This is a genomic window from Bordetella genomosp. 11, from assembly GCF_002261215.1.
GTDB lineage: Bacteria > Pseudomonadota > Gammaproteobacteria > Burkholderiales > Burkholderiaceae_B > Bordetella_C.
In genome coordinates this window covers 2,008,640-2,034,823 of sequence record NZ_NEVS01000004.1, presented here as the reverse complement: position 1 = coordinate 2,034,823, position 26,184 = coordinate 2,008,640, and the positions used below count along the sequence as shown (strand labels likewise).

The 26,184-nt window shown below is 65.5% G+C and carries 26 protein-coding genes; 12 read left to right on the top strand and 14 right to left on the bottom strand.

All coding sequences use genetic code 11. The annotated features are described in order from the left end of the window. The first annotated feature begins 35 nt into the window (after nucleotides 1–35). The 9 genes from CAL28_RS16760 to CAL28_RS16720 all read left to right on the top strand — a co-directional run bounded on the left by CAL28_RS16760 (nucleotide 36) and on the right by CAL28_RS16720 (nucleotide 8,893). Nucleotides 36–848: a putative hydro-lyase gene (locus CAL28_RS16760; protein WP_094842426.1), complete on the top strand. Its 813-nt coding sequence runs from the start codon at nucleotides 36–38 to the stop codon at nucleotides 846–848. Nucleotides 849–1,061: 213 nt separating this feature from the next. Further along, nucleotides 1,062–2,312 carry an ABC transporter substrate-binding protein gene (locus CAL28_RS16755; RefSeq protein WP_094842425.1) on the top strand — a complete coding sequence of 417 codons (1,251 nt, stop codon included), beginning with the start codon at nucleotides 1,062–1,064 and terminating at the stop codon, nucleotides 2,310–2,312. Nucleotides 2,313–2,378: 66 nt separating this feature from the next. Next, nucleotides 2,379–3,230, top strand: a complete 852-nt coding sequence (locus CAL28_RS16750) for a branched-chain amino acid ABC transporter permease (protein WP_094842424.1) — start codon at nucleotides 2,379–2,381, stop codon at nucleotides 3,228–3,230. Nucleotides 3,231–3,255: 25 nt separating this feature from the next. Further along, the gene (locus CAL28_RS16745; RefSeq protein ID WP_440588437.1) at nucleotides 3,256–4,230 is read left to right on the top strand and encodes a branched-chain amino acid ABC transporter permease; all 975 of its coding nucleotides are present in this window, start codon (nucleotides 3,256–3,258) and stop codon (nucleotides 4,228–4,230) included. After that, nucleotides 4,217–4,939, top strand: a complete 723-nt coding sequence (locus tag CAL28_RS16740) for an ABC transporter ATP-binding protein (RefSeq protein WP_094842422.1) — start codon at nucleotides 4,217–4,219, stop codon at nucleotides 4,937–4,939. The genes CAL28_RS16745 and CAL28_RS16740 overlap by 14 nt, the downstream gene beginning before the upstream one ends. A gap of 4 nt (nucleotides 4,940–4,943) precedes the next feature. Further along, nucleotides 4,944–5,651 carry an ABC transporter ATP-binding protein gene (locus CAL28_RS16735; protein WP_094842421.1) on the top strand — a complete coding sequence of 236 codons (708 nt, stop codon included), beginning with the start codon at nucleotides 4,944–4,946 and terminating at the stop codon, nucleotides 5,649–5,651. A 166-nt stretch (nucleotides 5,652–5,817) separates the two neighbouring features. Further along, nucleotides 5,818–7,107 carry a Glu/Leu/Phe/Val family dehydrogenase gene (locus tag CAL28_RS16730; protein ID WP_094842420.1) on the top strand — a complete coding sequence of 430 codons (1,290 nt, stop codon included), beginning with the start codon at nucleotides 5,818–5,820 and terminating at the stop codon, nucleotides 7,105–7,107. Between the two features lie 425 nt (nucleotides 7,108–7,532). Further along, entirely contained in the window at nucleotides 7,533–8,072 is a 540-nt protein-coding gene (locus CAL28_RS16725) for a cupin domain-containing protein (RefSeq protein WP_094842419.1), read from the top strand. Nucleotides 8,073–8,191: 119 nt separating this feature from the next. Next, nucleotides 8,192–8,893: a TetR/AcrR family transcriptional regulator gene (locus CAL28_RS16720; protein ID WP_094842418.1), complete on the top strand. Its 702-nt coding sequence runs from the start codon at nucleotides 8,192–8,194 to the stop codon at nucleotides 8,891–8,893. 13 nt (nucleotides 8,894–8,906) lie between these two features. Here CAL28_RS16720 and CAL28_RS16715 read toward each other — a convergent pair whose 3' ends face one another. From CAL28_RS16715 to CAL28_RS16700, 4 genes are read right to left on the bottom strand one after another with little or no spacing between them, the layout of a single operon-like run. Continuing rightward, nucleotides 8,907–9,731: an aspartate dehydrogenase gene (locus tag CAL28_RS16715; protein WP_254926153.1), complete on the bottom strand. Its 825-nt coding sequence runs from the start codon at nucleotides 9,729–9,731 to the stop codon at nucleotides 8,907–8,909. Then, nucleotides 9,724–10,557 (bottom strand): ABC transporter permease, encoded by an 834-nt coding sequence (locus CAL28_RS16710; protein WP_094842417.1) that lies wholly within the window; start codon nucleotides 10,555–10,557, stop codon nucleotides 9,724–9,726. The genes CAL28_RS16715 and CAL28_RS16710 overlap by 8 nt, the downstream gene beginning before the upstream one ends. Next, complete coding sequence (locus CAL28_RS16705) at nucleotides 10,554–11,411, bottom strand: ABC transporter ATP-binding protein (protein WP_094842416.1); 858 nt, start codon at nucleotides 11,409–11,411, stop codon at nucleotides 10,554–10,556. The genes CAL28_RS16710 and CAL28_RS16705 overlap by 4 nt, the downstream gene beginning before the upstream one ends. 1 nt (nucleotide 11,412) lies before the next feature. Beyond that, nucleotides 11,413–12,402, bottom strand: coding sequence for an ABC transporter substrate-binding protein (locus CAL28_RS16700; RefSeq protein ID WP_094842415.1), 990 nt, complete (start codon nucleotides 12,400–12,402; stop codon nucleotides 11,413–11,415). Between the two features lie 427 nt (nucleotides 12,403–12,829). Between CAL28_RS16700 and CAL28_RS16695 the strand changes: the two genes are divergently transcribed. Further along, complete coding sequence (locus CAL28_RS16695) at nucleotides 12,830–13,507, top strand: CoxG family protein (protein WP_094842414.1); 678 nt, start codon at nucleotides 12,830–12,832, stop codon at nucleotides 13,505–13,507. A gap of 87 nt (nucleotides 13,508–13,594) precedes the next feature. On the opposite strand, the gene CAL28_RS16690 is transcribed toward CAL28_RS16695, so the two are convergent. The 10 genes from CAL28_RS16690 to CAL28_RS16645 form a co-directional block, all read right to left on the bottom strand. Further along, the gene (locus CAL28_RS16690) at nucleotides 13,595–16,030 is read right to left on the bottom strand and encodes a xanthine dehydrogenase family protein molybdopterin-binding subunit (protein WP_254926152.1); all 2,436 of its coding nucleotides are present in this window, start codon (nucleotides 16,028–16,030) and stop codon (nucleotides 13,595–13,597) included. Beyond that, complete coding sequence (locus CAL28_RS16685) at nucleotides 16,027–16,524, bottom strand: (2Fe-2S)-binding protein (protein ID WP_094842413.1); 498 nt, start codon at nucleotides 16,522–16,524, stop codon at nucleotides 16,027–16,029. Before CAL28_RS16685 ends, CAL28_RS16690 begins: the two co-directional genes overlap by 4 nt. Beyond that, nucleotides 16,521–17,402 (bottom strand): FAD binding domain-containing protein, encoded by an 882-nt coding sequence (locus CAL28_RS16680; RefSeq protein WP_094842412.1) that lies wholly within the window; start codon nucleotides 17,400–17,402, stop codon nucleotides 16,521–16,523. Before CAL28_RS16680 ends, CAL28_RS16685 begins: the two co-directional genes overlap by 4 nt. Nucleotides 17,403–17,433: 31 nt before the next feature. Further along, nucleotides 17,434–18,429, bottom strand: coding sequence for a 4,5-dihydroxyphthalate decarboxylase (locus CAL28_RS16675; RefSeq protein ID WP_094842411.1), 996 nt, complete (start codon nucleotides 18,427–18,429; stop codon nucleotides 17,434–17,436). Beyond that, nucleotides 18,408–19,391, bottom strand: a complete 984-nt coding sequence (locus CAL28_RS16670) for an alpha/beta hydrolase (RefSeq protein WP_094842410.1) — start codon at nucleotides 19,389–19,391, stop codon at nucleotides 18,408–18,410. Before CAL28_RS16670 ends, CAL28_RS16675 begins: the two co-directional genes overlap by 22 nt. A gap of 3 nt (nucleotides 19,392–19,394) precedes the next feature. After that, nucleotides 19,395–20,822, bottom strand: a complete 1,428-nt coding sequence (locus tag CAL28_RS16665; protein WP_094842409.1) for an aldehyde dehydrogenase family protein — start codon at nucleotides 20,820–20,822, stop codon at nucleotides 19,395–19,397. A gap of 250 nt (nucleotides 20,823–21,072) precedes the next feature. After that, nucleotides 21,073–21,861 (bottom strand): RsiV family protein, encoded by a 789-nt coding sequence (locus tag CAL28_RS16660; RefSeq protein WP_094844677.1) that lies wholly within the window; start codon nucleotides 21,859–21,861, stop codon nucleotides 21,073–21,075. A gap of 160 nt (nucleotides 21,862–22,021) precedes the next feature. Continuing rightward, complete coding sequence (locus CAL28_RS16655) at nucleotides 22,022–22,798, bottom strand: lipoate--protein ligase family protein (protein WP_094842408.1); 777 nt, start codon at nucleotides 22,796–22,798, stop codon at nucleotides 22,022–22,024. Continuing rightward, complete coding sequence (locus CAL28_RS16650) at nucleotides 22,795–23,070, bottom strand: biotin--protein ligase (protein ID WP_094844676.1); 276 nt, start codon at nucleotides 23,068–23,070, stop codon at nucleotides 22,795–22,797. Before CAL28_RS16650 ends, CAL28_RS16655 begins: the two co-directional genes overlap by 4 nt. Nucleotides 23,071–23,127: 57 nt before the next feature. Next, on the bottom strand, nucleotides 23,128–24,027 hold the full coding sequence (locus CAL28_RS16645) for a DMT family transporter (protein WP_094844675.1): 900 nt from the start codon (nucleotides 24,025–24,027) through the stop codon (nucleotides 23,128–23,130). A gap of 211 nt (nucleotides 24,028–24,238) precedes the next feature. Between CAL28_RS16645 and CAL28_RS16640 the strand changes: the two genes are divergently transcribed. Both CAL28_RS16640 and CAL28_RS16635 read left to right on the top strand, forming a co-directional pair. After that, complete coding sequence (locus tag CAL28_RS16640; protein WP_094842407.1) at nucleotides 24,239–24,706, top strand: Lrp/AsnC family transcriptional regulator; 468 nt, start codon at nucleotides 24,239–24,241, stop codon at nucleotides 24,704–24,706. A 174-nt stretch (nucleotides 24,707–24,880) separates the two neighbouring features. Continuing rightward, complete coding sequence (locus tag CAL28_RS16635; RefSeq protein ID WP_094842406.1) at nucleotides 24,881–26,098, top strand: CaiB/BaiF CoA transferase family protein; 1,218 nt, start codon at nucleotides 24,881–24,883, stop codon at nucleotides 26,096–26,098. The last annotated feature ends 86 nt before the right edge of the window (nucleotides 26,099–26,184 follow it).

Here is a 26,184-nt window from a genome sequence, read left to right as displayed (position 1 = left end):
ATAAGAATTCATGAGATTCACACGGGGAATTCACGATGTCCGCTAACCCGCAGTATTCCATGGCCGCCACGCCATCGGCGTCCCTCCAGGCCCGCCTGGATGCACGATCCGGCGCAATGACCGGTCCGACCGCCAACGTGGCGCCCGGTTACGTGCAGGCCAACCTGGCGATCCTGCCCAAGGAAATGGCCGACGATTTCCTGCGCTTCTGCCTGCGCAATCCCAAGCCTTGCCCCATCCTGGCGGTATCCGAACCCGGCGACCCTTCGCTGCCGGAGCTCGGCGTGGATATCGATATCCGTACCGACATCCCGCGCTACCGCGTGTGGAAGGACGGCGTGCTGGTCGAAGAACCGTCGGATGTCCGCCATGTCTGGCGTGACGACCTGGTGTCCTTCCTGATCGGTTGCTCGTTCTCTTTCGAAGAAGCCATGCTGGACAACGGCCTGCCGGTTCGCCACATCGAGCAGGGCTGCAACGTGCCGATGTACCGCACCAATGTTCCGACCGCGCCCGCCGGCCGTTTCTCGGGTCCGCTCGTGGTGTCGATGCGGCCGCTCAAGCCCGCCGACGCCATCCGCGCCATCCAGGTAACGTCGCGCTTTCCGTCCGTCCATGGGGCGCCGGTTCACTTCGGCGATCCCGCGGCCATCGGCATTGCCGACATCGATCGTCCCGACTACGGCGACCCGGTCGATATCCGCCCTGGCGAGGTCCCGGTGTTCTGGGCTTGCGGCGTCACGCCGCAGTCGGTCGTCGCGGCGGTCAAGCCGTCGTTCTGCATCACCCACGCGCCCGGCCATATGCTGGTCACGGACCTGATCAATAGCCGCGTCGCGGCCTTGTGAGCACCCGGCGCAAGCTTTCTTGATCGACCCTGCCGGGCACGCGCGGTCGCGCGCGATGCGCCCGCCGCCGTCGATGCCGAAGACGGCGCGCATTCCGGTATGGGCCCGGCGTTGTGTCAGGGTTTGTTCGGGCGGTTTCGCGGCGGTGCAGCGGATAAGCTTGCTGTCGGCAGTTTCCCTCTTTGAAGTGGTCGTTCCCCAGGAGCCAAAAAAATGAAATTCAAACTCATCGCGGGCGTAGCCGCGTGTCTCGCGCTGACGTTCGGGCAGCCCGCCGCTGCCCAGACCAAGACGGTGCGTATCGGTGCCATCTATCCGCTCAGCGGCGCGCTGGCCTCGACCGGTGCGGAAATCAAGGCCGCCATCGAGCTGGCGGAGGACATCATCAACAATCCGCATCCGGAACTCAAAGGCCTGCCGCTGGCCGAAGGCGCCGGTCTGCCCAAGCTGGGCGGCGCGAAGATCGAAGTGGTGTTCGGCGATTCGCAGGGCAAGCCGGAAGTCGGCCTGGCCGACGCGCAGCGCCTGATCCAGCAGGAAAAAGTGGTCGCGCTGACGGGTGCCTATCAATCCGCGGTCACCAAAACGGCCAGCCGCGTCGCCGAGCAGGCCGGCATTCCCTATCTGAACGGCGAATCGAGCAGCCCCGATCTGACGGACCGCGGCTACAAGTGGTTCTTCCGCACCTCGCCGACCGACGATACCTTCATCGAAAACATGATGCAGTTCCTGGACGGCGTGAAGAACCAGCCGACCAAGCGTATCGCGGTGGTATATGAAAACACCGACTTCGGCGTCAACACCTACAAGGCGCTGGAACGCTTCGCCAAGCAGTACAAGCGCGAAATCGTCGCCAACATCGCGTATACGGCGGGTTCCGCCTCGGTGACCTCCGAAGTGCAGAAGCTGGCCGCCGCCAAGCCCGATGTGGCGATCTTCGCCAGCTACACCTCGGACGCCATGCTGTTCGTGCGGACGATGCGCGAAGCCAAGTACGCGCCGCCCATCTTCCTGGCCAACGACGCCGGCTTCATCGACTCGCGCTTCGTGCAGGAAGTCGGTTCGCAGGTGCAGGGCGTGCTGACGCGCGACGTGTGGAGCAACGACATCGCCGCCACGGTGCCGATCCTGAAGAAGGTCAACGAAATGTACAAGGCCAAGACGGGCAAGGAGCTGAACGGCAACAACGCGCGCTCGATGCAGGGCGTGCTGGTGCTGGCCGACGCCATCAATCGCGCCGGATCCACGGATCCCGAAGCCATCCGCAAGGCCCTGGCCGCCACCGACCTGGGCGCCGACCAGATCGCCATGCCGTGGTCCGGCGTCAAGTTCGACGACAAGGGCCAGAACAGCAAGGGCGCGGGCCTGATCCTGCAGATGAAGGGACCGGGCTACCAGACGGTGTGGCCGGCCAACTTCAATACCGACAAGTCCCTGCCCGCGCTTCCCTTTACCTGGAAGTAAGCGGCCGGCACGCTGGCGCAACGCAAGAAACGACGGGCCCCCTGGGGCTCGTCGCAGGAGTCCCGCATGTTTGAAGCGCTTTACGCCGGGCTGTTCAATGGCCTGATCTATGCCGCCGTGGCGGTGGGCCTTGCCCTGATCTGGGGCATCACGGACGTCATCAACTTCGCCCATGGCGAGTTCCTGATGCTCGCCATGTATGCCGCCTATTGGTTGTTTACCCTGGGCCACGTCGACCCTACGCTGTCGGCGCCGCTGGTGGCCATTCTGCTGGGTTTCGTCGGTTTCCTGACGTATGCGCTGATCATCAAGCGCTTGCAGAAGGGGCCGCCGATGGCCGTCATCCTGGCTACCTTCGGGCTGGGCCTGGTGCTGCGGCAACTGGCTTTCATCGCCTTCACCCCCGACTATCGCAACCTGCCCGACACCCTGGTGTCCGGCAGCGTGACGCTGGCCGGCGTCTCCATCGGACGCCCGCAGGTCGTGACGGGGCTGGTCGCGCTGGTTGTCGTGATCGCGCTGTTCGTGCTGGTGTATCGCACACGCTGGGGGCACGCGCTGCAGGCCGTCGCGGAAGACCGCGAGGTGGCCGCGCTGGTCGGTATTTCGCCGGACCGCGTCAACGCCCAGGTGTGGATGCTGGGCAGCGCCGCGGTGGGCCTGGCGGGCGCGCTGCTGACCACGTTCTTCTACGTGTTCCCGTCGGTCGGCGCGGTGTTCGGATTGCTGGCCTTCGTGGCGGTCTGCATGGGCGGTTTCGGCTCGCTGCCGGGCGCCTTCATCGCCGGGATCCTGATCGGCATCATCGAGGCGATGACGGGCTATTTCGCGGCCCCGGCCTTGAAGACGGTGTCGGTCTTCATCCTGTTCATCCTGGTTCTCTGGTACCGGCCGCGCGGCCTGTTCGGGCGGTGGTGATATGACTCCTGTCAAACAATTGGATATGACCGCGGCCATGCCGGCCAAGGCGCGGCATTCGCGCGCACCGCTGGTGGGCGCGTTCGTGGCGGCCGCGCTGTTCGCCTCGGCCCCGCTCTTCGTCACCGACCAATTCACCATCCAGGTGCTGTTGCTGGTGCTGATGTTCGGGGCGCTGGGCGCCGCCTGGAATCTGGTCGGCGGTTTCCTGGGCCGCATCTCCTTCGGCCACGGTGTCTTCGTCGGGGTGGGCGCGTACACGACCATCCTGCTGCTGCATCATCTGAAGGTGACCCCTTTGCTGGGCATCCCGGCCGGGGCGCTGGTGTCGGCGGTCCTGGCATGGATCGTCGGCGGGCCGACGCTGCGTCTGTCGGGGCATTATTTCGCCATGGCGACCATCGCGCTGCTGCAGATCGGCCTGCTGCTGATGATCAACTGGGATTGGGCCGGCGGGGCGGTGGGCATCGAAGCGCCGATCGGCGATGCCGCCTGGATGCTGCTGTTCCGCACCAAGACGCCGTACTACCTGATCGCGGTGGCCCTGGCCCTGCTGACCTTCCTGCTGACGTATTTCCTGGTCCATTCGCGTACCGGCTTCTACTGGCGGGCGATCAACGGCGACGAGGCGGCCGCGCGCAGCCTGGGCGTGCCGGCCGATCGCTACAAGATGCTGGCCTTCGTGCTGTCGGCGGCCCTGACCGGCGCCTGGGGCGGGTTCTTCGCGATGTACGTCGGATTCATCGATCCGGAATCGACCTTCAGCCTGACGATGTCGGTACAGGTCGTACTGGTGGCCATCCTGGGCGGCGTCGGTACGCTGGTGGGGCCCTGGATAGGCGCGGCGGTACTGCTGCCTTTGTCCGAAGGCACGCGCGTCATGTGGGGCAGCTCCGGCCTGGGCCTGGATCTGCTGGTATTCGGCCTGGCCATATTGCTGGTAACCATGTTCCTGCCCGGCGGCCTGATCACCTTGAGGGGGCGCCGTGGCTCTGCTTGAAGTCAAACAACTGACCAAACGCTTCGGCGGCCTGGTGGCCAACAAGGACATCGACCTGGATGTCGAGGCTGGCGAAATCGTTGCCATCATCGGCCCGAACGGTGCCGGCAAGAGCACCTTGTTCAACGGGCTGGTCGGCCATCACGCGCCCACTTCCGGCAGCGTGACCTTCAACGGGCGGTCCATGCTGGGCTGCAAGCCCGAGCAGGTGGCGGCCATGGGCCTGGTGCGCACGTACCAGATCCCGCGCAACTTCGGCCAGATGACGGTGCTGGAAAACACCATGGTGGGTGCTTTGCTGCGCCATCGCAGGCTGAACGACGCCCGCGAGGCGGCGCAGAAAGTGCTGGAACTGGTCGGGCTGGCCGACCGCGCCGATGTGAAGGCGGCCGGCTTGAACGTGGCGGGGCAGAAACGCGTGGAGCTGGCCCGCGCGCTGGCGACGGAGCCGCGCATGATGCTGCTGGACGAAGTCGCGGGCGGCCTGAACCCTACCGAAGCGATCGCGCTGTCGGAGATCCTGCGCCGCATCCATGCCGCGGGCGTCACGCTGGTCATCGTCGAACACGTGCTGGAAGTTGTGATGCGGCTGGCGCAACGGGTTTTGGTGTTGAACTTCGGCCAAACCATCGCGGAGGGGCCGCCGCAGGAAATCGTGCGCAATCCCGCTGTCATCGAGGCCTATCTGGGGAGAAAGCACCGTGCCTGAGGCGATGCTGAAAGTCGACAACCTGCATGTGGCCTATGGCGGCGTGCAAGCCGTGCGCGGGATCTCGCTGGAGGTCCGCCCGGGCGAGATCACCGCGCTGCTTGGCGCCAACGGCGCCGGCAAATCGAGCACGCTGGCGGCGATCGTCGGCACGGTGCGTCCGGCGTCGGGGCAGGTGTTTTTCGAAAACGGGGAAATTACCGGCACGCCGCCGGAGAAGCTCGTCAAACGGGGCATCGCATTGATCCCGGAAGGCGCCCGTGTATTTGCCCGCCAGCCGGTCGAGCAGAATCTTCGCCTGGGCGCCTACACCGTCCCCAGCGAGGCGGTTTACCGGGAACGCCTGGACCATGTCTATCAAGTCTTTCCGCGCCTGAAGGAAAGGCGGGCACAGCTCGCCGGCACCATGTCGGGCGGCGAGCGGCAAATGCTGGCGATCGGCCGCGCGCTGATGAGCGGCCCCCGGCTGCTGCTGGTGGACGAACCCAGCCTGGGCCTGTCGCCGCTCCTGGTAGAGCAGGTTTTCGATGCGCTGGCCGCGTTGAACAAGCAGGCGGGTCTTTCTGTCCTGCTGGTCGAGCAGAACATGAACGCGGCGCTCGATGTCGCGACGCGGGCGTATGTCATGCAAAGCGGGGCGATCGCGCTATCGGGGGATGCCGCGGAACTTGCGGCTTCCGACGAGGTACGGCGCGCGTACCTGGGAATGTAGGGGCGGGCGGGACGCCGGAATACCGGCGTCCCGGCGTCCGTTGAATGGGTATTGTCCGTAGGAATCGTTCCAATCCGTCCCCTTTATGTTTGTTTATTAATTAAACGGGGACGTCGATCTGTGTTGGGTCTACAATGTGCGCGACCACACGTGAGGAGCAGTTCGAATGCAACAAACGCCTACCCATGCCTTGCCGTCGTACCTGAATCCCGAAAATCTCGGCCCTTGGGGTATCTATCTGCAACAGATCGACCGCGTCACGCCCTATCTCGGGGCGCTGGGCCGCTGGGTCGAAACCCTGAAGCGCCCCAAGCGGGCCTTGATCGTCGATGTGCCGATCGAGCTGGATAATGGCCGCATCGCGCATTTCGAGGGCTACCGTGTTCAGCACAACACGTCGCGCGGACCGGGCAAGGGCGGGGTGCGTTTCCACCAGGACGTGACGCTGTCGGAAGTCATGGCCCTGGCGGCGTGGATGTCCATCAAGAATGCCGCGGTCAACCTGCCTTATGGCGGCGCCAAGGGCGGCGTCCGCGTCGACCCGCGCGGACTGTCCCAGGCGGAACTCGAACGCATCACGCGGCGCTATACCAGCGAGATCGGCGTCATCATCGGCCCGTCCAAGGACATTCCGGCGCCCGATGTGAACACCAACGCCCAGATCATGGCCTGGATGATGGATACCTATTCCATGAACGAGGGCTCCACGGCCACCGGGGTCGTTACCGGCAAGCCGGTATCCCTGGGCGGTAGCCTGGGCCGCGTCGAGGCCACCGGACGCGGCGTGTTCGTCGTGGGCTGCGAGGCGGCGCGCGACCTGGGCTTCGATGTGAATGGCGCACGCGTCATCATCCAGGGCTTCGGCAACGTGGGCGGTACCGCGGCGCGGCTGTTCCATGGCGTCGGCGCGAAGATCATCGCGGTGCAGGACCATACCGGCACGATCTATAACGAGTTCGGGCTGGATGTGCCGGAACTGCTGGTACACGTCTCGCAGAACGGCGGCGTCGGCGGCTACGAAAAGGCGCAGTCGCTCGATCCGGCGGAATTCTGGAAGCTCGAAACCGAATTCCTGATCCCCGCGGCGCTCGAAGGGCAGATCAACGCGGCGAATGCCGCGGGAATCCGGGCCAAGGTGGTGGTGGAGGGCGCCAACGGCCCGACCACGCCGGATGCCGACGACATCCTTTTCGACAAGGGCATCCTGGTCGTCCCGGACGTCGTGGCCAACGCCGGCGGCGTGACGGTCAGCTACTTCGAGTGGGTGCAGGATTTCTCCAGCTTCTTCTGGACCGAAGAAGAAATCAATCACCGCCTCGAGCGCATCATGCGCGATGCCTACTCCGCCGTGTCTCAGGTATCGCGCGAGCACAAGGTGACGCTGCGTACCGCGGCCTTCATCGTGGCGTGCACCCGCATCCTGCAGGCCCGCCAGGTGCGCGGCCTGTATCCCTGACGCGAATCTGGCGCGGCGCCCGCGCCATAAGCGCCGCGCCGGCGTTCGGGTTCCCATCCTTGGCGGCGCGTGCGCATCGCCGGCCGCCGCCGATCCCGCTGATCCTCGTTTCCCTTTCCTGGCCCGCCACGCCCAGCGTGTTCGCGGGCCAGGGTCCAATGGGCGCCTGGCCGGCCTGCGCCTCGCTGTCCATGCGCCGGGGACGATGCGGCCTGGATTCTGTTTTTCCTGTCTAACTGGTCTAGGTTTTTCCGAAGGCCGGAATCGATGTCGCTTTTTCCGTAGGGGATTTCCCGTAACGGCGCGACGTTTCCCGCAAGTCACGCTTCGAAAATTGACTATTTAGTCAATTTTTATTAATCTGGACGACATGCTGGTGCCGCTCCCGGGCGGCGACCGGAACCCCTCACCATGGAGTCCATGTAATGGCTATCGCCCGTCATCCGCGGCCCCCCGAATTGGCCAACGCCACTCTGGAAGAAATCGAACAAAAGTACGTCGCGCGATTCTCCAACCGCGTGCCCGATTGGAACGCGTTCGAGGACGCCAGGATCGAAGGTTTCAAGCGCGCCCAGCATCGCTTCATCGGCGCGGGCGGCTCGGGCAAGGTCGGCGACACCACCGTCATCCCGGCGCGCGGCTTCACGCTAAGCATCATGTTCGTCAACCCGGGGCAGGGCAACGCGGCCCATACCCACGAGGTGGAGGAAGTGTTCTTCGTGCTCCAGGGCTTTCTGGACGTTTTCATCCAGGACGAAGGCGGCGCTCCGCGCTGGACGCGTCTCGGCCCCTGGGAGTGCATCGCGTGCCCGCCCGGGGTCATCCATGGCTACGAAAACCGCAGCCTCGAGCCGGTGTATTTCCAGGTCATGCTGGGACGTGCCCGCCCCGAGACCATGGGATATGCCGACGAGGATCTGTACAAGCGCCGTTCGGCGCACCTGGATCCCACGCATCTTTCATAACGTGTCTTGGCTGCGCGCAATCTCGTCTAGAATGGCGGCAGGGCGATGCTCCGGCGTCGCCGCCTTCCTTCCGGCCGCATGTCGCCGGGCCCTCAAGCACGATCAAGAAAAGCGTCGACATGACTTCCCATGAAGCCCAGACCGAGGCACGCCCGCCGCGCGATAAAGCGCGGCCGGTGGTCCGCCGCGAAAGCTCCCGCAAGACGCGAGAGACGATTATCCAGGCAGCCTTGGCGGAGTTTTCGAGCAAGGGCTATGACGGCGGGCGGGTCGACGAGATCGCGCTGCGTGCCGGCATCAACAAGAACGTGCTGTATCACCACTTCGGGAACAAGGACGATCTGTTCACCGCGGTGCTGGAATACACCTATGACGCGATCCGCTCGCGCCAGAAGGACCTGCAGATCCGCGGCATGGACCCGGTCGACGGCATGCGGCGGCTGGTGGTGTTCACGGGGCAGGTCTGGGTGCGGTTCCCCGAATTCCAGCGCATCCTGTCCAGCGAAAACCTAAACCAGGGCAAGCATATCGTCACGTCGGCGGCGATACGGGAAATGTACAACCCTTTGCTGGAGACCATCCGCAGCCTGCTGCAGCGTGGCCAGGAGGAAGGGTTGTTCCGCGAGAACATCGATGCGGTGGACCTGTACATATCGATCACCTCGTTGACGGCGCATTACGTCAGCAACCGCTACACCTTCGAGGCGATCTTCGGCCAGCGCCTGATGACCGCGCAACGCATCAAGCAGCGCCTGGATCACGCCGCCGAGATGGTGCTGCGCTACCTGCGGGCGGACAATGCGCCGTCCCCGGCGCACTGAAGAAAACCGGGCATCAGATGACGATGCCCGCCACGCGGTTGCGTACCGCGCGCACGATGGATAGCGCCGCCAGCATCGATGTCTTGGGATTGTCCGGCAGCGTCGCGCCGGCGGTCCGTACGTCGAGCTCGCCAAATTCGCCGCGCGCCACGATCCTGTGGTTGTTGTGCGTGGCCCGCGGGTCGGCGACGAGCGTTACGAGGGTGCGGTCCAGGCCGATGCCGGCCAGCCCGACCATGGCCGCCACATTGGCATTCTTGGGGTAGAGCGCCGCGGCTTCGCGCGCGCTGCCCTCGAAGAAGGGCGTGGCGACGCTCAATGCATCCAGGTCCAGCGCGTTTTCCGCGGGCGTGCCGCGCCAGCCGGCCGGTGATTTGCGGCCCGTGTACTCCACCGACTGCAGACCCTGCTGTCGCGCCGCGGCCAGCGCGTCGATGCCGGCGACGGCGCCGGGCACCAGCGTCAATTGGGCGCCGCCGCGCAGGGCGGCCGCTTCCAGGGATTCCGCCAGGCCCTCCTGGCTGAGGGCGCCGACGGAGGCGATGATGACGTCCACGCCGCGCGCCAGCAATCGGGGTACCGTCTGCGCGACTGCCTCGTGTCCGGCGCACTCCAGCGCGAAATCCACCGGTTCTTCCATGTCGTCGATGTCGGCGGCCACCGCGGCCCTGCCGTTCAGCCTGGCCCGGGTGGCCTCCACGTGTCCGGAGGGGACGACGACATGGGTAATGCGCACCTGATCGTCGCCTTCGAGCGCGCGATGGACGTGCCCGCCCATCGCGCCGTAGCCGATCAGGGCGACGCGTTGCGGCTCGCGCGGAACGCCACGCTCAGCCACGGTCCTGCTCCAGCTTGCGCCAGCGCGAGAAGCGGCGCTCGACGAATTGGACCAGTTCGGTCAGGGCCACGCCGAGCACGCCGATCACGATGATGGGTACGAACAGCTTGGCGGTGGCGAACAGATTGGCGTAGTAGACGATCATGCCGCCCAGGCCCGTTTGCGCCGTCAGGAATTCGGCCACGATGATGCCGATGATGGCCTGTCCGACGGTCAGCCGGATTCCCGTCATGATGAACGGCACCGCCGACGGGAGCAGTATCTTGAAGAAGATCTGCTGGCGCGTGGCGCCATACGCCTTGCCTACCTCGAGTATGGACCCGCGGACGTCACGGATGCCGGCGTAGGTGTTGATGATGACCGGGAAAATCGCATTGGACACCAGGATCACGATCTTGCCGGTCGTATCCAGGCCCGCCCATAGCATGATGAGCGGCACTAGCGCGATACGCGGTATCGCGTAGAAGGCGTTGACGAAGGGGTCGATGATGTACTCGAACAGGCGCGACTGCGCCATGGCGATGCCCAGCACCACGCCCGCGATGACGCTGATGACCATGCCGATGACGAACGGGTACAGCGTCGCCATCAAGGCCCTGCCCAATTCGCCGTTGTTCGTCAGTTCGACGGCGGCCGCGAAGATGCGGCTGGGCGGAGCGAGGAATAGCGGGTCGATGCGGCGGCCGAAGTACTCCCACAGCAGCAGGAAAACCGCAACGGACAGGGCGCGGACGATATTCGGATGCGCGACCCACCATTTGGGTCCGGCCGGCCGGCCGTCGGTCGCGGCGCGCTGCTTGGAAGCGCTAGCGGTGGAACTGATCATTGCGGACTCTCCATCAACATGCGGCGCAATTCGTGGCGTGCCTCGCCATAGGCGCGGTGCTCGCGGGGGTCGCCGCCGAGCCGTTCGTCTTTCAAAGGGGAGTCCACGATGGCTTTCAGGCGCCCGGGGCTGGGCGTAAAAACGAAAATACGGTCCGACAGGACCAGGGCTTCGTCGATACTGTGCGTGACGAACAGCACGGTCGTGCCGATATTCGCCCAGATTTTCAGGAAGTCTTCCTGCAGCTTTTCGCGCGTTTGCGCGTCCAGTGCGCCGAAAGGTTCGTCCATGAAAAGCACTTTCGGACTGCGCATCAGCGCGCGCGCGATCGCGACGCGCTGTTGCATGCCGCCGGACAATTCATGCGGGTAGTGCGAGGCATACTTGGTCAATCCGACCAGCCGCAGCAGTTCCATGCCGCGATCGTGGCGTTCCTTGGCCGAGACCCCGTCGAGCTCCAGCGGAAAGCCCACATTCGCGATGACGCTGCGCCACGGGAGCAGGCCGAAGTGCTGGAACACCATGCAGGCATCCTTGCGGGGGCCGTTTACCGGTTGGCCTCCGATAGAGATGGAACCCTCGGCCCATTGGGTCAGTCCCGCGGCGATACGTAGCAAGGTCGTCTTGCCGCACCCGCTGGGGCCCAGCAGGGAAATGAATTCGCCGCGCGCGATCGTGGCGTCGACTTTCTCCAGCGCAACGATGCGGCGGGGCGCGCCACCGTTGTCCGCGTCGCGCACGAAGTAATGCTTGCTCAGGCCGCGGATGTCCACCATCGGCGCATCCGCGCCGCTCATGGCGCTCGAAACGGCCGTCGCGGCATCTTCGGCCCTTAGCACCGACAGGCTTCCCATCTTACTTTCCTCCAAGTTCTTTCAGCGCGACGTCGATAAAGCGGTAGTCGAAGAGCTGGCCGGGATCGACATTCGCCTTCAGCATGCCGGTGCTCTTGAAAATATCCAGCGTGGCGCCGACCTGTTCCTTGGAGATTCCGCCGTTCACGCCCCACACCTTGTTGCGGTTCAGCTCCTGGACAACGTCGGTGGCCAGGGCCTTGTCCAGGTCGGGATAGCGTTCGAGCAGGATCTGCACCGCTTCGTCGGGGTGATCCATGATGTACCGCGACGCCTTGATGCCGGCGGTCGTCAATTGCTGCAGCTTCGGCTTGAGCTGGGGATCATCGATGCGATCGTTGCGGACGAGGTTATAGACGTACCCGATCTGCGGATAGGCGGACGCCATGCTGACCAGGATCTTTACCTTGCCGGTTCTTACGCCGGTCACGGCGCTCAGGGTGTTGACCATGCCCGCCGAGGCCCGGCCGGCCAGCAGGGCTTGCACAATGTTCGCGTGTCCGCCGGATACCGCGATGAACCGTACCTTCGAGGCATCGACACCGTTCTTGCGGAACAGCAGCTTGCTGAATTCCTCCGGCGGTCCGCCGGGACCGGTACCGGCGAAGATCTTGCCTTCGATGTCCTTCATGCCGCCGATGTCGCTGGCGACGATCAGTTCGTAGTCGTTGATGCCTTGCCAGGTGCCGATGGCCTTGAACTTCGCGCCTTCGCCCGCGGCGGCGAAGGCGTTGAACGCGCCGACGATGGCCACATCGCCCGTGCCCGCGAGCAGGGCGCGCACGGCATTGGAATCGCCGCTGACCTGGATGGCTTCGGCATCCAGCCAGCCTTTCTTCTGTGCCACCAGATAGGGCAGGGCGAGCGTGGCGGACGATGTCGGGAAGACGAGTTTGAGTTTTTCGGCAGCCGTGGCGGTAGCCCCGGACGCCACGCCCACGCAGAGCGCCGCGCACAGGATGGCGCGCTGCAGGAAGGTTGCGGTTTTCATAAGCCCCTCGTGATATCGATTGAAGTCTTGTCGCCAGGCCAATGCGGCGGTATGGAAATTATTGACTACATGGTTAATTAGCACAAGAAAAAAGGGAGAGGCGAGATGCAGTGTTTACCCTGATTTCCGACGGCTTTTACGGCATTTCGGAATGGGGGGCGAGGGTAGTCTCCCGGTATCGCAGTCAAATGTACGAGAGCGATAAAGTTGTTGAAATACGAACGTTTACAGCGAATTCTGCGGTCCGGAATCCAGGATGCCGGCGGCGCGGCGGGCGCGAGGATGGGAACCGCCGCACCATCCCGGCGCGGCATGCACCCGCGCAGCGACGGCAGGCACCAAGGCTGGGATAGCTTGCAAGTTTATTGACTATATAGTCAAGATAACCTAGAGTGCCGGTTTCTACGACCACCCCGGAGACGCGGCAATGGAGATAACCGGCGAACAGTGCATTCCTGCCTCGCAGGATGCGGTTTGGGCTGCACTGAACGATCCCGCGGTATTGAAGGCTTGCATCCCGGGTTGCGATTCGATCGAAAGGCAGTCCGACAATGAGTACCGTATCAGTATGCTTGCCGCGGTCGGCCCGGTGAAGGCCCGTTTCCATGGCCGGCTGGCCATTCGCGATGCCGATCCGCCGCGCGGCTACTCCCTGGCCTTCGAAGGTTCGGGTGGCGCCGCCGGCTTCGGCAAAGGCGGCGCTTCCGTCACTTTGGCCCCGGACGACGCCGGCACCCGGCTGGCCTACGCCGCCAACGCGGAAGTGACCGGCAAGCTCGCCCAGGTGGGGTCGCGGCTGATGGATGGCGTGGCGAAAAAAATGGCGGCGGAATTCTTCCAGCGCTTCAAGGCGAGCTTCGCGTCGCCCGGCCAGTCCGCGCCGGCGGATGGACATCCCGTATCGGCCGCGGCGATGGCGACCGCGCCAAAGCCTCTACCCGGCAGGGTGGCCGCCACGCCGGGCGCCCATCCCGTACCGAACGACGATCGGGGATTGGCGCGGGGCCGGGACATTGTTGCGGAATTGCGGGTATGGCAAGCGATCGCGGTGGTCGCCATCGCATCGGCCTGCCTGGCCATCGGCTACATCATCGGAACGCATTGATCCATAGCGCCGGCCCGAACGGCCGGCCTGGAACACCGGATCGGCCTGCCGGCGTCGCGCTGGCAGGCCGATCCCCTGTGGGCCGCTTCAGGCGGCCTGCGCCATTTGGCGCACCAGCTGTACCGGATCCACGGGGATGGCGCTTACGTGCACGTTGAAGTCCGACAGCGCGTCGTCGATGGCCGAGGCGATGGCGGCGGTGACCGGTATCGTGCCCACTTCGCCGACCCCCTTCACACCCAGCGGATTGGCGGCCGTGGGGCTTTGGGTGAAGAGCAGTTCGAGATGCGGGATTTCCGTGGAGGTGGGCAGCAGATAGTCGGCGAAGGTCGTTGTCAGCGGCTGCGCGTTCTGGTCGTAGCGCATGTATTCGAATAGCGCGTTGCCGATCCCGTGGACGATGCCGCCGTGTATCTGGCCCTCGACGATCAGCGGATTGATGAGCCGGCCGCAATCCTGCAAGGCGACGTAGCGCAGGATGGCCACGTTGCCCGTATCGATGTCGACCTCCACTTCGCAGGCATGGCAGGCATTGGCGTAGGTCATTGCATCCGGCTCCCAGCACACCGTGGCCTCCAGCCCCGCGCCGGCGCCGGGCGGAAGGTCGTAGCCGGGGATGCCTCGCAGGGCACGCGCGATCTGTGCCAGCGTGATGGCGTTTTCCGGGCTGTTGCGCACCCGCACGACGCCGTCGCGGACCTCCAGGGCGTCTTCCTCGACCTTCAGTACGTGCGCGGCGACCTTGCGCGCCTTCGCTTCGACCTGGCGCGCGGCCAGCAGCATGGAAGAGCCGCCGGTAACGGTCTGGCGGCTGGCGAAACCGCCGATACCCATGGAAATGGACGATGTGTCGCCGGAAACCACCTGTACGTCGTTGACCCGCACGCCCAGCACGTCGGCGACGATCTGGGCCATGGCGGTGCGCATGCCCTGGCCCATGGCCATGGCGCCGGTCGCGGCGCTGATATGGCCCGTGGCGGATATCCTGACCGACGCCGATTCGAATGGGCCACGGCCGGTTCCCTTCACCGCATTGGCAAGGCCGATGCCGATGTGGCGTCCTCGCGCGCGCGCCTGCGCCTTGCGTTGGGCGAAACCGGCGTAGTCGATCGTGTGCAGGACGGTTTCCTGGCTTTGCAGATAGTCGCCGGTATCCAGGGTGATGGGCTTGCCCGAACGTTGCTTCAGTGGCTTGACGTAGGGAAGCTTATCGACCGTCACCAGGTTGCGGCGCCGCACCTCGGCGCGGTCCAGCCCCATTCCCCGCGCGACGCGGTCGAGCAGGCGTTCCATCACAAAGGCGCCTTCGGGATAGCCGGCGCCGCGCACCGGAATGGTGTAGATCTTGTTGGTCTGCGCGACGACGGCATCGATGCTGAAGGCCGGCACGATATAGGGCCCCGTGACGCCGGTTACCGCGTTGTAGGGGCAATTGATGCCCTGGGGGGTATACGCCCCCTGGTCGTGGATCATGCTGCCGCGTATGCCGAGCACCCGGGCCTGCGCGTCGACGGCGATTTCGACATCCCAGAATTGATCCCGCTCCTGGATGGAAGAGAGAAAGTGCTCCACGCGGTCTTCGATCCATTTGATCGGCTGGCGCAAATGGAATGCCGCGGCCGCTATCGCGATTTCCTCGGGATAGATAAGGAACTTGGCGCCGAAGCCGCCGCCGACGTCGGGCGCGATCACGCGGATGCGCGTCTCGGGCAAACCCAGCAGTTCGGCCAGCGTGAACTGCAGCTCATGCGCCATCTGCGTGGAGGACCATACGGTCAGCGTATCGCGCAATTCGTCGTATTCGGCCACCACGCCGCGTCCTTCCATCGGGTGGGCGCCGCCGCGATGCTGGTGCAATGAATCCTTGAAGACATGCGCGGCCTGTGCGAATGCCTGCTCGCACTCGCCGTAGGCGACCGTAAAGCGGGTAAGCGCGTTGTCCGGGAAGTCGGTGCGCACGCGCGGGGCCTGTGGCTCGAGCGCCTGCCGGCAGTCGGAAACGGCGGGCAGGGGGGCATAGTCGACCTGTACATCGGCGGCGCCGTCCTCCGCGGCATAGCGGCTGTTGGCGATGACCATCGCCACCGCCTCGCCCACGAAGCAGACTTCCTGGGGCGTCAGGACGAAGGGCGTGATGCCGGCCGGCAGGGCGGTGGTGGGAAAACCCAGCGGCATGCGCAGATTCGTCAGGTAGCGCGACATATCGGCTGCGGTCAGGACAGCGACCACGCCCTCTGTTTGCAGGGCCGCGGCCGTATCGATGCCCAGGATGGTCGCATGCGCGTGCGGGCTGCGCACGAAAGCGGCATGCAGGCCTCCTGGCACCTCCACATCGCCGACGTACTTGCCTTTGCCGCGCAGCAGCGGCCCGTCCTCGATGCGTTCGATCCGGCGGCCGATCATGCTTTCGTCCCGCGTGGCGGCAGGCGCCGACGGGGACGCAGGCGCATCCTTGGCATCCTTCGCGGCATGGATGCCGCCGGCACCGCCGGATTGCTGCTCGAAGCGATACATCGGGTTCATGCTGCCTTACCTCGTTGGCGGCGCAGGGCTTCCATGGCCGCCGCGACAATGTTCTGGTATCCCGTGCAGCGGCACAAATGGCCCGACAGCGCGTCGCGGACCGCCGCTTCGTCGGCGTCCGGCTGGTCGCGCAGCAGTTCCGTCAGCGTCATGAGGATGCCCGGTGTACAAAAGCCGCATTGCAGGCCGTGCAGGTCCTGGAAGGCCTGCTGCAGGGTATTGAGGCGGCCTTGCTGTTCCAGAGCCTCGACCGTCTGTACGTCGTGGCGTTCCGCCTGCCGTGCGAGCATCAGGCAACTGCGCGCGCTATGTCCGTCCAGCAGAACCGTACAGGCACCGCAGACGCCATGTTCGCAGCCCAGGTGGGTGCCCGTCAGGCCCAGTTCGTTGCGCAGGCAGTCCGCCAGGGTCGTGCGCGACTCGACGATGGCACGCCTTTCGGACCCGTTGACGTGAAGCACGATGGCGTGCAGCGCATTCTTGTCTTGGTTCATTGCATGCTCCCACGCGGTGCGCCGGCGCCCGCCAGGGCGTGTTCCATGGCCCGGTGCAGCAGGCGGCCGGCCAGACGCTGGCGATACCACGCGGGATAGGCAGGATCCTCCAGGGCCTCGCATTGGCACGCCTGCTCGGCGGCGGCGCGCAGTGCCTCCGGCGCGCCGTTGCCGTCGACCAGGAGCCGTTCGGCGTCGGCCAGTCGCACCGGCGTCGGGCACACGCCACCCAGCGCGAGAGCGGCCCGCGCCAGCTTGCCCGACGCGTCCCGTTCCACCAGGGCGGAAGCCGACGCAACCGCGAAATCGCCATGGCGCCGGGCGTATTCGACGAAGTGCCAGCCATGTCCGGGCACCCAGGGGCGTATCCGGATCTCCGTCAGGATTTCGTCGGCGGCCAGGCAGGTCGACATCAGGCCCGAGCCGAACGCGGCGGCGGGTACCTCGCGGCGTCCGCGCGCGCCGTGCACGACCATGCGGGCACCCAGCAGCACGCACATGGTGGGGAGCTCGGCCGATGGATCCATATGGCATACGCTGCCGCCGATGGTGCCGCGATTGCGGGTCTGCCGGTGGCCGACATTCAGGATGGCGGCGCGCAGGATAGGCAGGCGATCGGCGATCAGCGCGGAGAACTCCAGGTCCCGCTGGCGGGTCATGGCGCCGATGGCGATCTCGCCGTCCTCTTCGCGGATATAGCTCAGGCCCTCCACGCCATTGAGGTCGATGACGTCGTCCGGCATGGCCAGGCGCAGGTTGAGCATCGGCATGAGCGACTGCCCGCCCGCGATGACGCGCGCGTTCGGCGCCCCGGCGAGCAGGCGCAAGGCCTCTTCCAGCGTGCCGGGCAAATGCAGATTGAATGGCGCGGGTTTCACTTCGGTCCCCGGGATGGCATGTGCGGCGCGGCTAGATCTTGGTAAGGTCGAGCGACGATTCGGCGAATAGTTCCTCCGGCGCGACCTTGCGCGCCGACAGGCCCTGCTCGTGATGGTAGCGGGTAAAGGTTTCGAGTACGTGCTTGTTGGCTTCGTAGCCATAGCTCCAGTAATCGTCGCCCATCAGCTTGCGGGCATCCTCGAATTCGGCGACGCCCCATGGCAGGCTGTTGAACAGATGGCCGATCTGTCCCAGTTCGTACATCGCGAACTCCTTGGCCTTGATGAAGGCCTTGAAGATGCTTACCGGCAGCCAGGGATGCTGGTCGACGAGCGCTTTGCGGATGCCGATGACGTGCATGGTGGGGAAGATGCCGGTGCGCCGGAAGTAGTCCGCCTCGGTTTCGCGGTAGTTGGGGAACAGCCGGTCGACATTGGGTGCGCCCCGCAGGAAACAGGAAGGTGCGCGCGCGCTGATCAGTCCATCCAGTTCCCCGGATTCCAGCATGCCCGACAGCGTCTTGTCGTCCGGAATCTGCTGCAGGTCGATATCGGCGGGAAGCTTGATCGGCGCGCGTTCGCCGCGGCCCGCGTCCTCCAGGCCGCCGCGCCGCCAGTGCACCGAAGCCGGACGCAGGCCGAAATCGTCCTGCAGGATCCCGCGTATCCAGACATTCGCCGTGATCTGGTATTCCGGCAGGCCGATCTTCTTGCCCGCCAGGTCCGCGCCGCTGCGAATGCCGCGGTCGGTGCGGACATACACGCCGGAATGGCGAAACAGCCGCGAGACGAAGGCGGGGATGGCCACGTAATCGTTCTGTCCGCGCGAGGTCATCATGGTGTGGCTGCTCAGGGACATTTCGGTAATGTCGAACTCCTGGAAGCGGAAAGCCCGATGGAAGGCCTCTTCGGGCTCGACCGCCACGCCGATGATGTCGCAACCCTCGACGGGCGCGCGCCCGTCCAGCACCGCGCGCGTGCGGTCGTAGTCGCACACTCCCAGACTCAACTGCAATTTGGCCACGATGGATCTCCAGATTCAGAGCGGATGGTAGAAGGCTGCGCGTCCTGGGGCACTGCCCGGCGCGCGCAGTCGTGAATGAATTCCATGATTTCCCTGCCCAGCCAGTCCTCGGCCGTATTGAAGTGGGCGATGATGGACGTGTGGTTGTGGCCGCGGGCATAGGCCAGGCGCGGCGCCCGGCGCCTGGCCGCGGCGAGCCGGCCGGCCAGTTCCAGGCAATACAGGTCGATGAGCGGGTTTTCGTACTCCGCGAAGGCCACCATTGTCGGCGGGCTCTGCGCATCCACGTGCGTCACGGGCGATACGTCGTCGTAGCGCGCCGGGTCGGCGCCGTAATAGGCCTCGACCTTGCGGGCATTCGGATTTTCGGCGATGTTTTCGGCGCGAACCCGCCCGCTGACAACGATCAGGCCGGCCAGGCCGTGCCCGTCGTCAGGCTGGTGGCGTTTGTCGTAGGCGTACGAGGCGGCATGCGCGGCACCCGCGGAATGTCCCATCAGGTATATCCGCGTCGGGTCGCCGCCGTAGCGGGCGATATGCTCGCGTACCCAGGCCACGGCGGCCGCGACATCCTGGGTGCCGCTGGGATAGGTATGCGCGGGTGCCAGCCTGTATTCCATGTTGACGCCGACGCAACCCTGGCGCGCGAAGTAGTACAGCACATTGGCATAGATTTCCGGACTCCGGTCCCGATGTCCGTCCACGAAGGCGCCGCCATGCACGAACAGGACCACCGGGCGGCGCCCGTCGCGCCCTGGTGTGTAGACGTCCAGGCGCTGGCGTTCGTCGTCGCCGTAAGGCAGGTCGCGGGCCGCTTCTATATCGTCCTTGGGCGCGCGTGCCAGGATGGGCGTATAGGCGTCGACGATGCGGCGCACATTATTGGCGACATCCCGGCCCCAGGTGGGACCGATGTCGGCCAATAGGTGGCGCAGGGATGCAGGGATCTCGGGCGGCGTGTCCATGGCTCAGGCCACCGGCCGGATGCCGACGAATTTCAGTTGCGACAGCTCCTCCATCGCATAGCGCACGCCCTCCCGGCCGAATCCGGACTGCTTGACGCCGCCGAAGGGGTAGGTATCCAGCCGGAAACGGCTGGCCTCGTTGATCCACATGGAACCCACGTCGAATTCGTCGGCGAAGCGCAGGGCCCGCGCGATATCCCGCGTAAACACGGCGCCTTGCAGCCCGAAAGGAGAATCGTTGGCCAGCCGCAGCGCCTCGTCGACGTCGGCCGCCCGTTCGACCAGCACCAGCGGGCCGAAGACCTCGTCGCACCACAGGCTGGCGCTGCGCGGCACATCGACCAGGATGCCCGGCGTCACCATGCATTTGTCCTGGCGCGGCTCGAGGGCATACCGGCCGCCGCTGGCGACCGCGCCGCGCGCCATCGCCATGACGCGCTCGGCCTGCGCCAGCGACACCATGGGGCCCAGGTCCATCTGCGGATCGTTGGGGTCGCCGGCACGCAAAGCGCTGGCGGCCTTGACGAAGTGCGCCAGGAATTCCTCATAAACGCCCGTCGCGACGATCACGCGCTGGGCCGATACGCATTGCTGTCCGCTGGCTTCGAAACCCGCGGCGGCGATCCGCGTGGCCGCGTCGCGCAGGTCGGCATCGTCCAGGACGATGTTGGCGGCATTCGAGCCGAGCTCGGCGACGAACTTGCGGGCGCCGGCGGCGCGGATCAACGCTTCGCCCGCCTTCGTCCCGCCGGTAAAGGTGACCACCGCCACTTCCGGAGCGCCAGCCAGTGCCAGCGCCGGGCCGCGGTCGCCCGTCACGACGTTGAACATACCCGCGGGCAGGCCGGCCTTCACGAAGAGCTCGGCAACCTTGAGCGCCACCCGGGTGCCGGCTGGATGCGGCTTGACCACCACGGTATTGCCTACGGCCAGCGCGGGGGCGACCTTCTGGATAAGCAGGTTGATCGGCGCGTTGAAGGGCGTGATCGCGGCGACCACGCCGTATGGAACATGCCGGGTGATACCGATGCGGCCGGCGCCCGGCTGGGTGACGTCGAGCGGCAGGCATTCGCCGCCGAAAGTCTGTGCCTGCGCGGCGGTGGCGCGTATGAATTGCGCGGCCCGGCCGACTTCGAAGGTGGCGGCCCGGCGCGGTTTGCCGATGTCGCGGATGATCAATTCCACCAGCTCGGCCGCATGGGCCTCGATGGCATCGGCCGCCTTCAGCAGCCAGCCGATACGATCGGCTGCCGGCAGCTTGCGGGCCGTCCGAAATGCCTGTTCGGCATCCTGGACGGCCCGCGCCACGACTTCATCGGGGGCGTCGACGAGATCGCCGACAGGGGAAGCATCGACGGGCGAAACGCAGCAAAAAATCTTGCCCGCATGGTCGACCGTCTCGCCATGGATGTAACTCTGGATCTTGCCCACCGCAACCCCTTGCTGAGTGTTTCGATGCCGGTGCCGGCGTCTGTTCGTGGCCTTGAATGTTTAACTAGTTGGTCAACAATGTCAAGACAGCCACGGGATTACCCTAGCTGAAGCGCGATTCTTTCTGGGGAGTGGTGTGAGGAAGGTGGGTCGTCTGAAATTTAGATGACCAATTGGTCAATAAAAGAAGGGGCAGCCCGGGCCGCGTCGCGGCCGGCCATGGGCCAGCGGCGACGGCGCGGCGCATCCCTCAGTGACGGGTGGGAATGAATTCCGGCCGCAGGATGCCCACCAGGTCCTTGTAGGGAATCTGCAGTTCGGGTTCGCCGTAGAAATAGGGCGCGATGGAGTAGGCCTCGTACTTCACCGTCATGCCTTCGCGGGTCAGCGCGAAATTGTCCGAGGGCTCGTAGGGCCACAGCTTGTCATAGGCGGCGGGGTCGCGCTTGTAGTCGTCGTTGGTTTTCAGCCAGCGGGCATGCGCCGCCTTCAGGGCCTCCACGTATTGCGGCCCGCGGCCCGGCAGGATGGCTTCGCCCAGGGCAAGCACACGGCCTTTGCTGCGTTCCCAATTCATGTATTGCGTGGCCGGGATGGGGTGCGCCGCGCCGGTCACGTACTGATCCGTATGCAACTCGATGGCGATGATGTCGCCCACCGTATCCTTGACGCTGGCCTTGAACCAGGTCTGGTCGCGCGGCTGCGCGGTCTGGAAAAAGAACTGGGCATACTCGTTCAGCGTTTCGTACGGTCCGCGCCGGTTGCGGTCCACGCCGGTCATATAGGCCAGCACGTGGTCGATCAGGGCGGTCAGTCTGGGGATCCCGGGAAAGGCGATGGAGTCCACTTCGATGCGCGGACATTCGCCCTTGCAGCCCGGCTTGGTGCGGGTCCATTTGACGCTATCGACCTTGACGTCACCGGCGTCGGCCGCCGGCGCGGTCCGCGACGCCAGGCTGATGTCGGCGGGCGGCGAACTGCCGCAGGCGGCCAGCAGCGCCAGCAGGCAGGCCAGCATGCCGCGCGCCGCAGGGCGCATGGCCGTGGCGCGCAAGCCGCGCCGCGGTATCGCGGCGTCGATCGCTACGGGATGGGCGGGCGCAGGGGGGGATACGGGCATCGTGCCTCCGGGGGGTGTTCGAGTGCGGTATGCGGTATGTGGCCGCGCGATGACGGGCAGGGCAGGGCTGGCCGGGCCGTCACGGCACTTGCGTCAGCCAGGCTTCGGTGGCGAAACGTTCGCGCGCCTGGCGATCCGCCTCGGCCAGTTCCGCTTCGGCGATGACGCCCGGCCGCAGCCCATGCGTGTCACGGAAGACTTCGATCATGCGATCGATAATCCGTTCCCGCGGCATCCCCGTCTGGGTAAGCAGCGGATCAACGCGCTTCTTCGCGCTGGTCGTGCCCTTGTCGGAAAGCTTTTCCCGGCCGATCCGCAACACCTGCACCATCTTGTCGGCGTCGATATCGTAGGCCATGGTGACGTGATGCAGCACGGCCTTGCCGCGCCGTGCCTGCGCCGCGCCGCCGATCTTGCCGCCTTCGGATGTAATGTCGTTCAAGGGCTGGTACCAGGCCTTGATGCCGAGCGACTGCAGGGCCTGCAGCGTCCATTGGTCCAGGAAGGCATAGGATTCCTGGAAGCTCATGCCTTCCACCAGCGACAACGGTGCATAGATGGAGTAGGTGATGGTGTTGCCGGGCTCGACGAACATCGCGCCGCCGCCGCTGACGCGACGCACCACTTCGACACCGTGGCGGCGCGCGCCGTCCGGATCGACCTCGTTCTTCAGCGACTGGAATCGCCCGATGACCACGGCGGGCGTGGCCCATTCCCAGAAACGCAGGGTAGGAGGGCGGCGTCCCGCCGCCACTTCGTCGCAGAGCACGGCGTCCAGGGCCATGTGCTGCAAGGGCGTGCGCGCGTCTTCGCGGATCAACTGCCAATCGTGGTCGCGCCATGCGGTGCGTGTCATGCGAGCGCCCTCCGCACTGCGACCGCCACGGCTTCCGGCGAGAATCCGAACATCTCCGTGCCGCGCGGCAGGGCCAGGGCGACGGCCAGGGCGATTTCGGCCTCCGTCGCCTGCGCCGGCAGGCCGGTCAGGGCCCGGTCGATTTCCGCCAGTGCCTCCGGCGGTTCGAGAAAAAAATCGCCGCTGATGCTGACCTGGGCCAGCGCACCGCCGTCGACCTGCAGGTCCGCCACGACCAGCTTGCCGCCGGGCACCTTGTATTCGCCATGCATGGGAACATCCTCGAGCAAGCGCGCCGTCCGCCAGGCCGGCATGCGCGTGCGTCGATGTTAAGCCATGCGGGTGATTTTCGCCGGCCACAGCCGCCAGTTCAGCGTCACGCCCGCCACGGCCAGGAGGATCAGCGCGATGCCCAGCGCCTGGGCAAGGTCCAGGTGCTGCCCGAAGAAGGCATAGTCGACCAGGATGGCGACCGCGGGATAGATGAACGACAAGGCGGCCAGCATGGGCGTGGCCAGCTTCTGGATGGCGGAGTAGAGCAGGATGTACATCAGGCAGGTATGCACCACGCCCAGCACGACCAGGCAACCCCATTGCGACGGCAGCGTGGGCAATGCCGAGAAATCCGCCATGGGCGCGAGCATGACGATGCCCACTGCCGCCTGCACCAGCGCCAACAGGTGCGGCGGAATGTGTGCCAGGCGCTTGACGATGATCGCGGTGACGGCGTAGAGCGCGCCCGCGCCCAGGCCCAGGGCCAGGCCCAACAGGTGGCTGTCGTGCCAGGATAGCTGCGCGGCCTTCAGTTGCAGCAGCAGCAACAGTCCGCCGAACGCGACGACCGCCCAGGCGATCTTCGTGATACTGGGCCGCTCGCCCAGGAAGAGCGCGCCCAGCGCCATCAGGAAGAAGGGTTGGAAGTTGTAGACCGCCGTCGACAGGGAAATCGAGGCCAGCCGGTACGCCGAGAACAGCAGTACCCAGTTCATGACCAGCGCCGCGCCGGCCGCCACCGCCATCAGCAGGCTGGCGCCCGTGAAGTAGCGGCGCGACAGCAGGCCGCGCGCATGGCAATAGACCAGCAGCGCCAGCGCGCCGAAGACACAGCGGAAGAACACGACATTCAACGGTGTCTGCCCCGACTGCAGCACGAAGTAGCCCAAGGTCCCGGACATCGCCATCGCGCTGCTCATTTGCACGACGCCGGTGCGTTCATTCGATGTCGCCATGACGGCCATCCTTTCGATGTGAAGTTGCCCACGGCTGCCGAGCGCAAGGCTTTGCCATGCCGGCGAACCGATGGATTCGTGAAAACGCGGACTTGCGCGGCTGGGCCTCGTCGAAGTAGCGTACAGGTGGAATTATCCCAGGCCGATTGACGGGTTTACATGGTGAAAGAATGCAATTTTCTCTGGTAGACCTTTTCTTGGAAGGAAAATTATGGGAGATACCCTTAAAAATCATGAAAGCCCCCTGGATGCGGTCGACCGGCGCCTGATCACGCTGCTCACCGCCAACGCCCGGGCCCCTGTCGCCGAGCTGGCCAGGACGGTTGGCATGTCCTCGCCCAGCGTGGCCGACCGCCTGCGGCGCCTGGAGGAGTCGGGTGTCATCCGCGGCTATACGGTGGATATCGATCCGGCCGCCCTTGGGTACACGCTGGAAGCGATCGTGCGCGTGCGGCCCATGCCGGGGCAATTGCGCCATGTGGAGACGCTGCTGAAGGAAATTCCGGAATTCATCGAGTGCGACAAGGTGACGGGAGAAGACTGCTTCGTCGCGCGCGTGGTGCTGCGCGGCATCGGCCACCTGGACCGGATCCTGGACCGTGTCACCGAGTACGCGGAAACCAATACCGCCATCATCAAGGATGCAACCCTGCGCCGTCGCTTGCCGCCCCTGGGGTGATCGCGGGACGAGCGGCCGCGGTAGATGGGCCGTATCGCTACCTTCGCCCTGATTTGTTTTTTGTAAATTGTAGACAATCTGAGGTGGGGTCGCTAGAATTTTCCCAGGCAAATACAGCGGCGAGCCGCGCCGGTCGCGGCCGTCACCAGATTCACAGATATCCAAGGTGTCCGATTGACTCCAACTGATCCCGGATCACATCCTCCCGCGGGCGACGCCGCCGATCGCGGCCCGCTCGCCGGCGTCAAGGTGCTTGACCTCAGCGGCTATATCGCCGGACCGTATGGCTGCACGCTGCTGGCCGACCAGGGCGCGGAAGTCATCAAGGTGGAACCGCCGCAGGGCGACAACCTGCGCAACTATCCTTCCACGCTGGCCGCCGAGGGCCGCGCCTTCCTGGGCGTGAACCGCGGCAAGCTGGGCGTGCAGCTGGACCTGAAAAACCCCGCCGCCCACGAGGTCCTGCTACGGCTGGTAGAGCAGGCCGACGTCCTGGTGCATAACTTCCGTCCCACCGTCCCGCCCCGGCTGGGCATCGACTACGACACCCTGCGCGCGCGCAATCCGCGCCTGATCTATTGCGCGCTTACCGGCTATGGCGATAGCGGCCCGCTGAAGGACAGCGCCGGCTACGACCAGGTGCTGCAGACCATGACCGGCATCTGCACCTTCCAGGGCGCGCCCGGCGATGCCGAGATCGTGTATGGGTCCGTGGTGGACTACTACGCGGCGGCGCTGCTGGCCGGCAGTGTCTCCTCCGCCCTGTACCAGCGCGAACGCACGGGGCAGGGCTCGTACGTCGGGGTATCGCTTCTGGGCAGCGCGTTGGCCATGCAATCGGCGCGTTTTATCTGGGCCGAAAACGAACCGCGCGAGGTCTGGCGCGACATGCGTTCCGGCGGCATCACCGGCCTGCATCCCACCCGCGAAGGCAGCATCTATCTCTCGGCCAACACGCCTCATTTCTGGGAGGCGCTATGCGAGCTTGTCGGCCTGCCCGACATGGCGGCGGACCCGCGCTACGACAGCGTGCGCAAGCGCGCCGAGCATGCGGACGAGATCGTGCCCAGGCTGCGCCAGGCCCTGCGCGCCCATACCGCGCTGGAATGGGAGGAAATTTTCGGCGTACGCGTACCGTGCGCCCCGGCGCGTCCCATCGAGGACATGTTCGACCATCCGCAGGTGGCGGCGCAGGACATGGTGCATACCTACCGGCATCCCGTCGTCGGCAGCTATCGGGGCTTGGCGCGTCCGGTACGCTTCGGCGAAGGGCCGGTCGCGGCGCCGCGCGCCGCGCCCACGCTGGGCCAGCATACCGAACAGGTGCTGCGCGACGGCGGGTGGACCGATGCCGAACTGGACCGCCTGCGTGCCGCGGGCGTCCTCGGCTGACGTTCCTTCATTCCACAGGACTTACGACGCGCTTGCCGGCAGGCGGACTGACCGGCGGCGCTTGCATCCCGATCCACATCGCGACT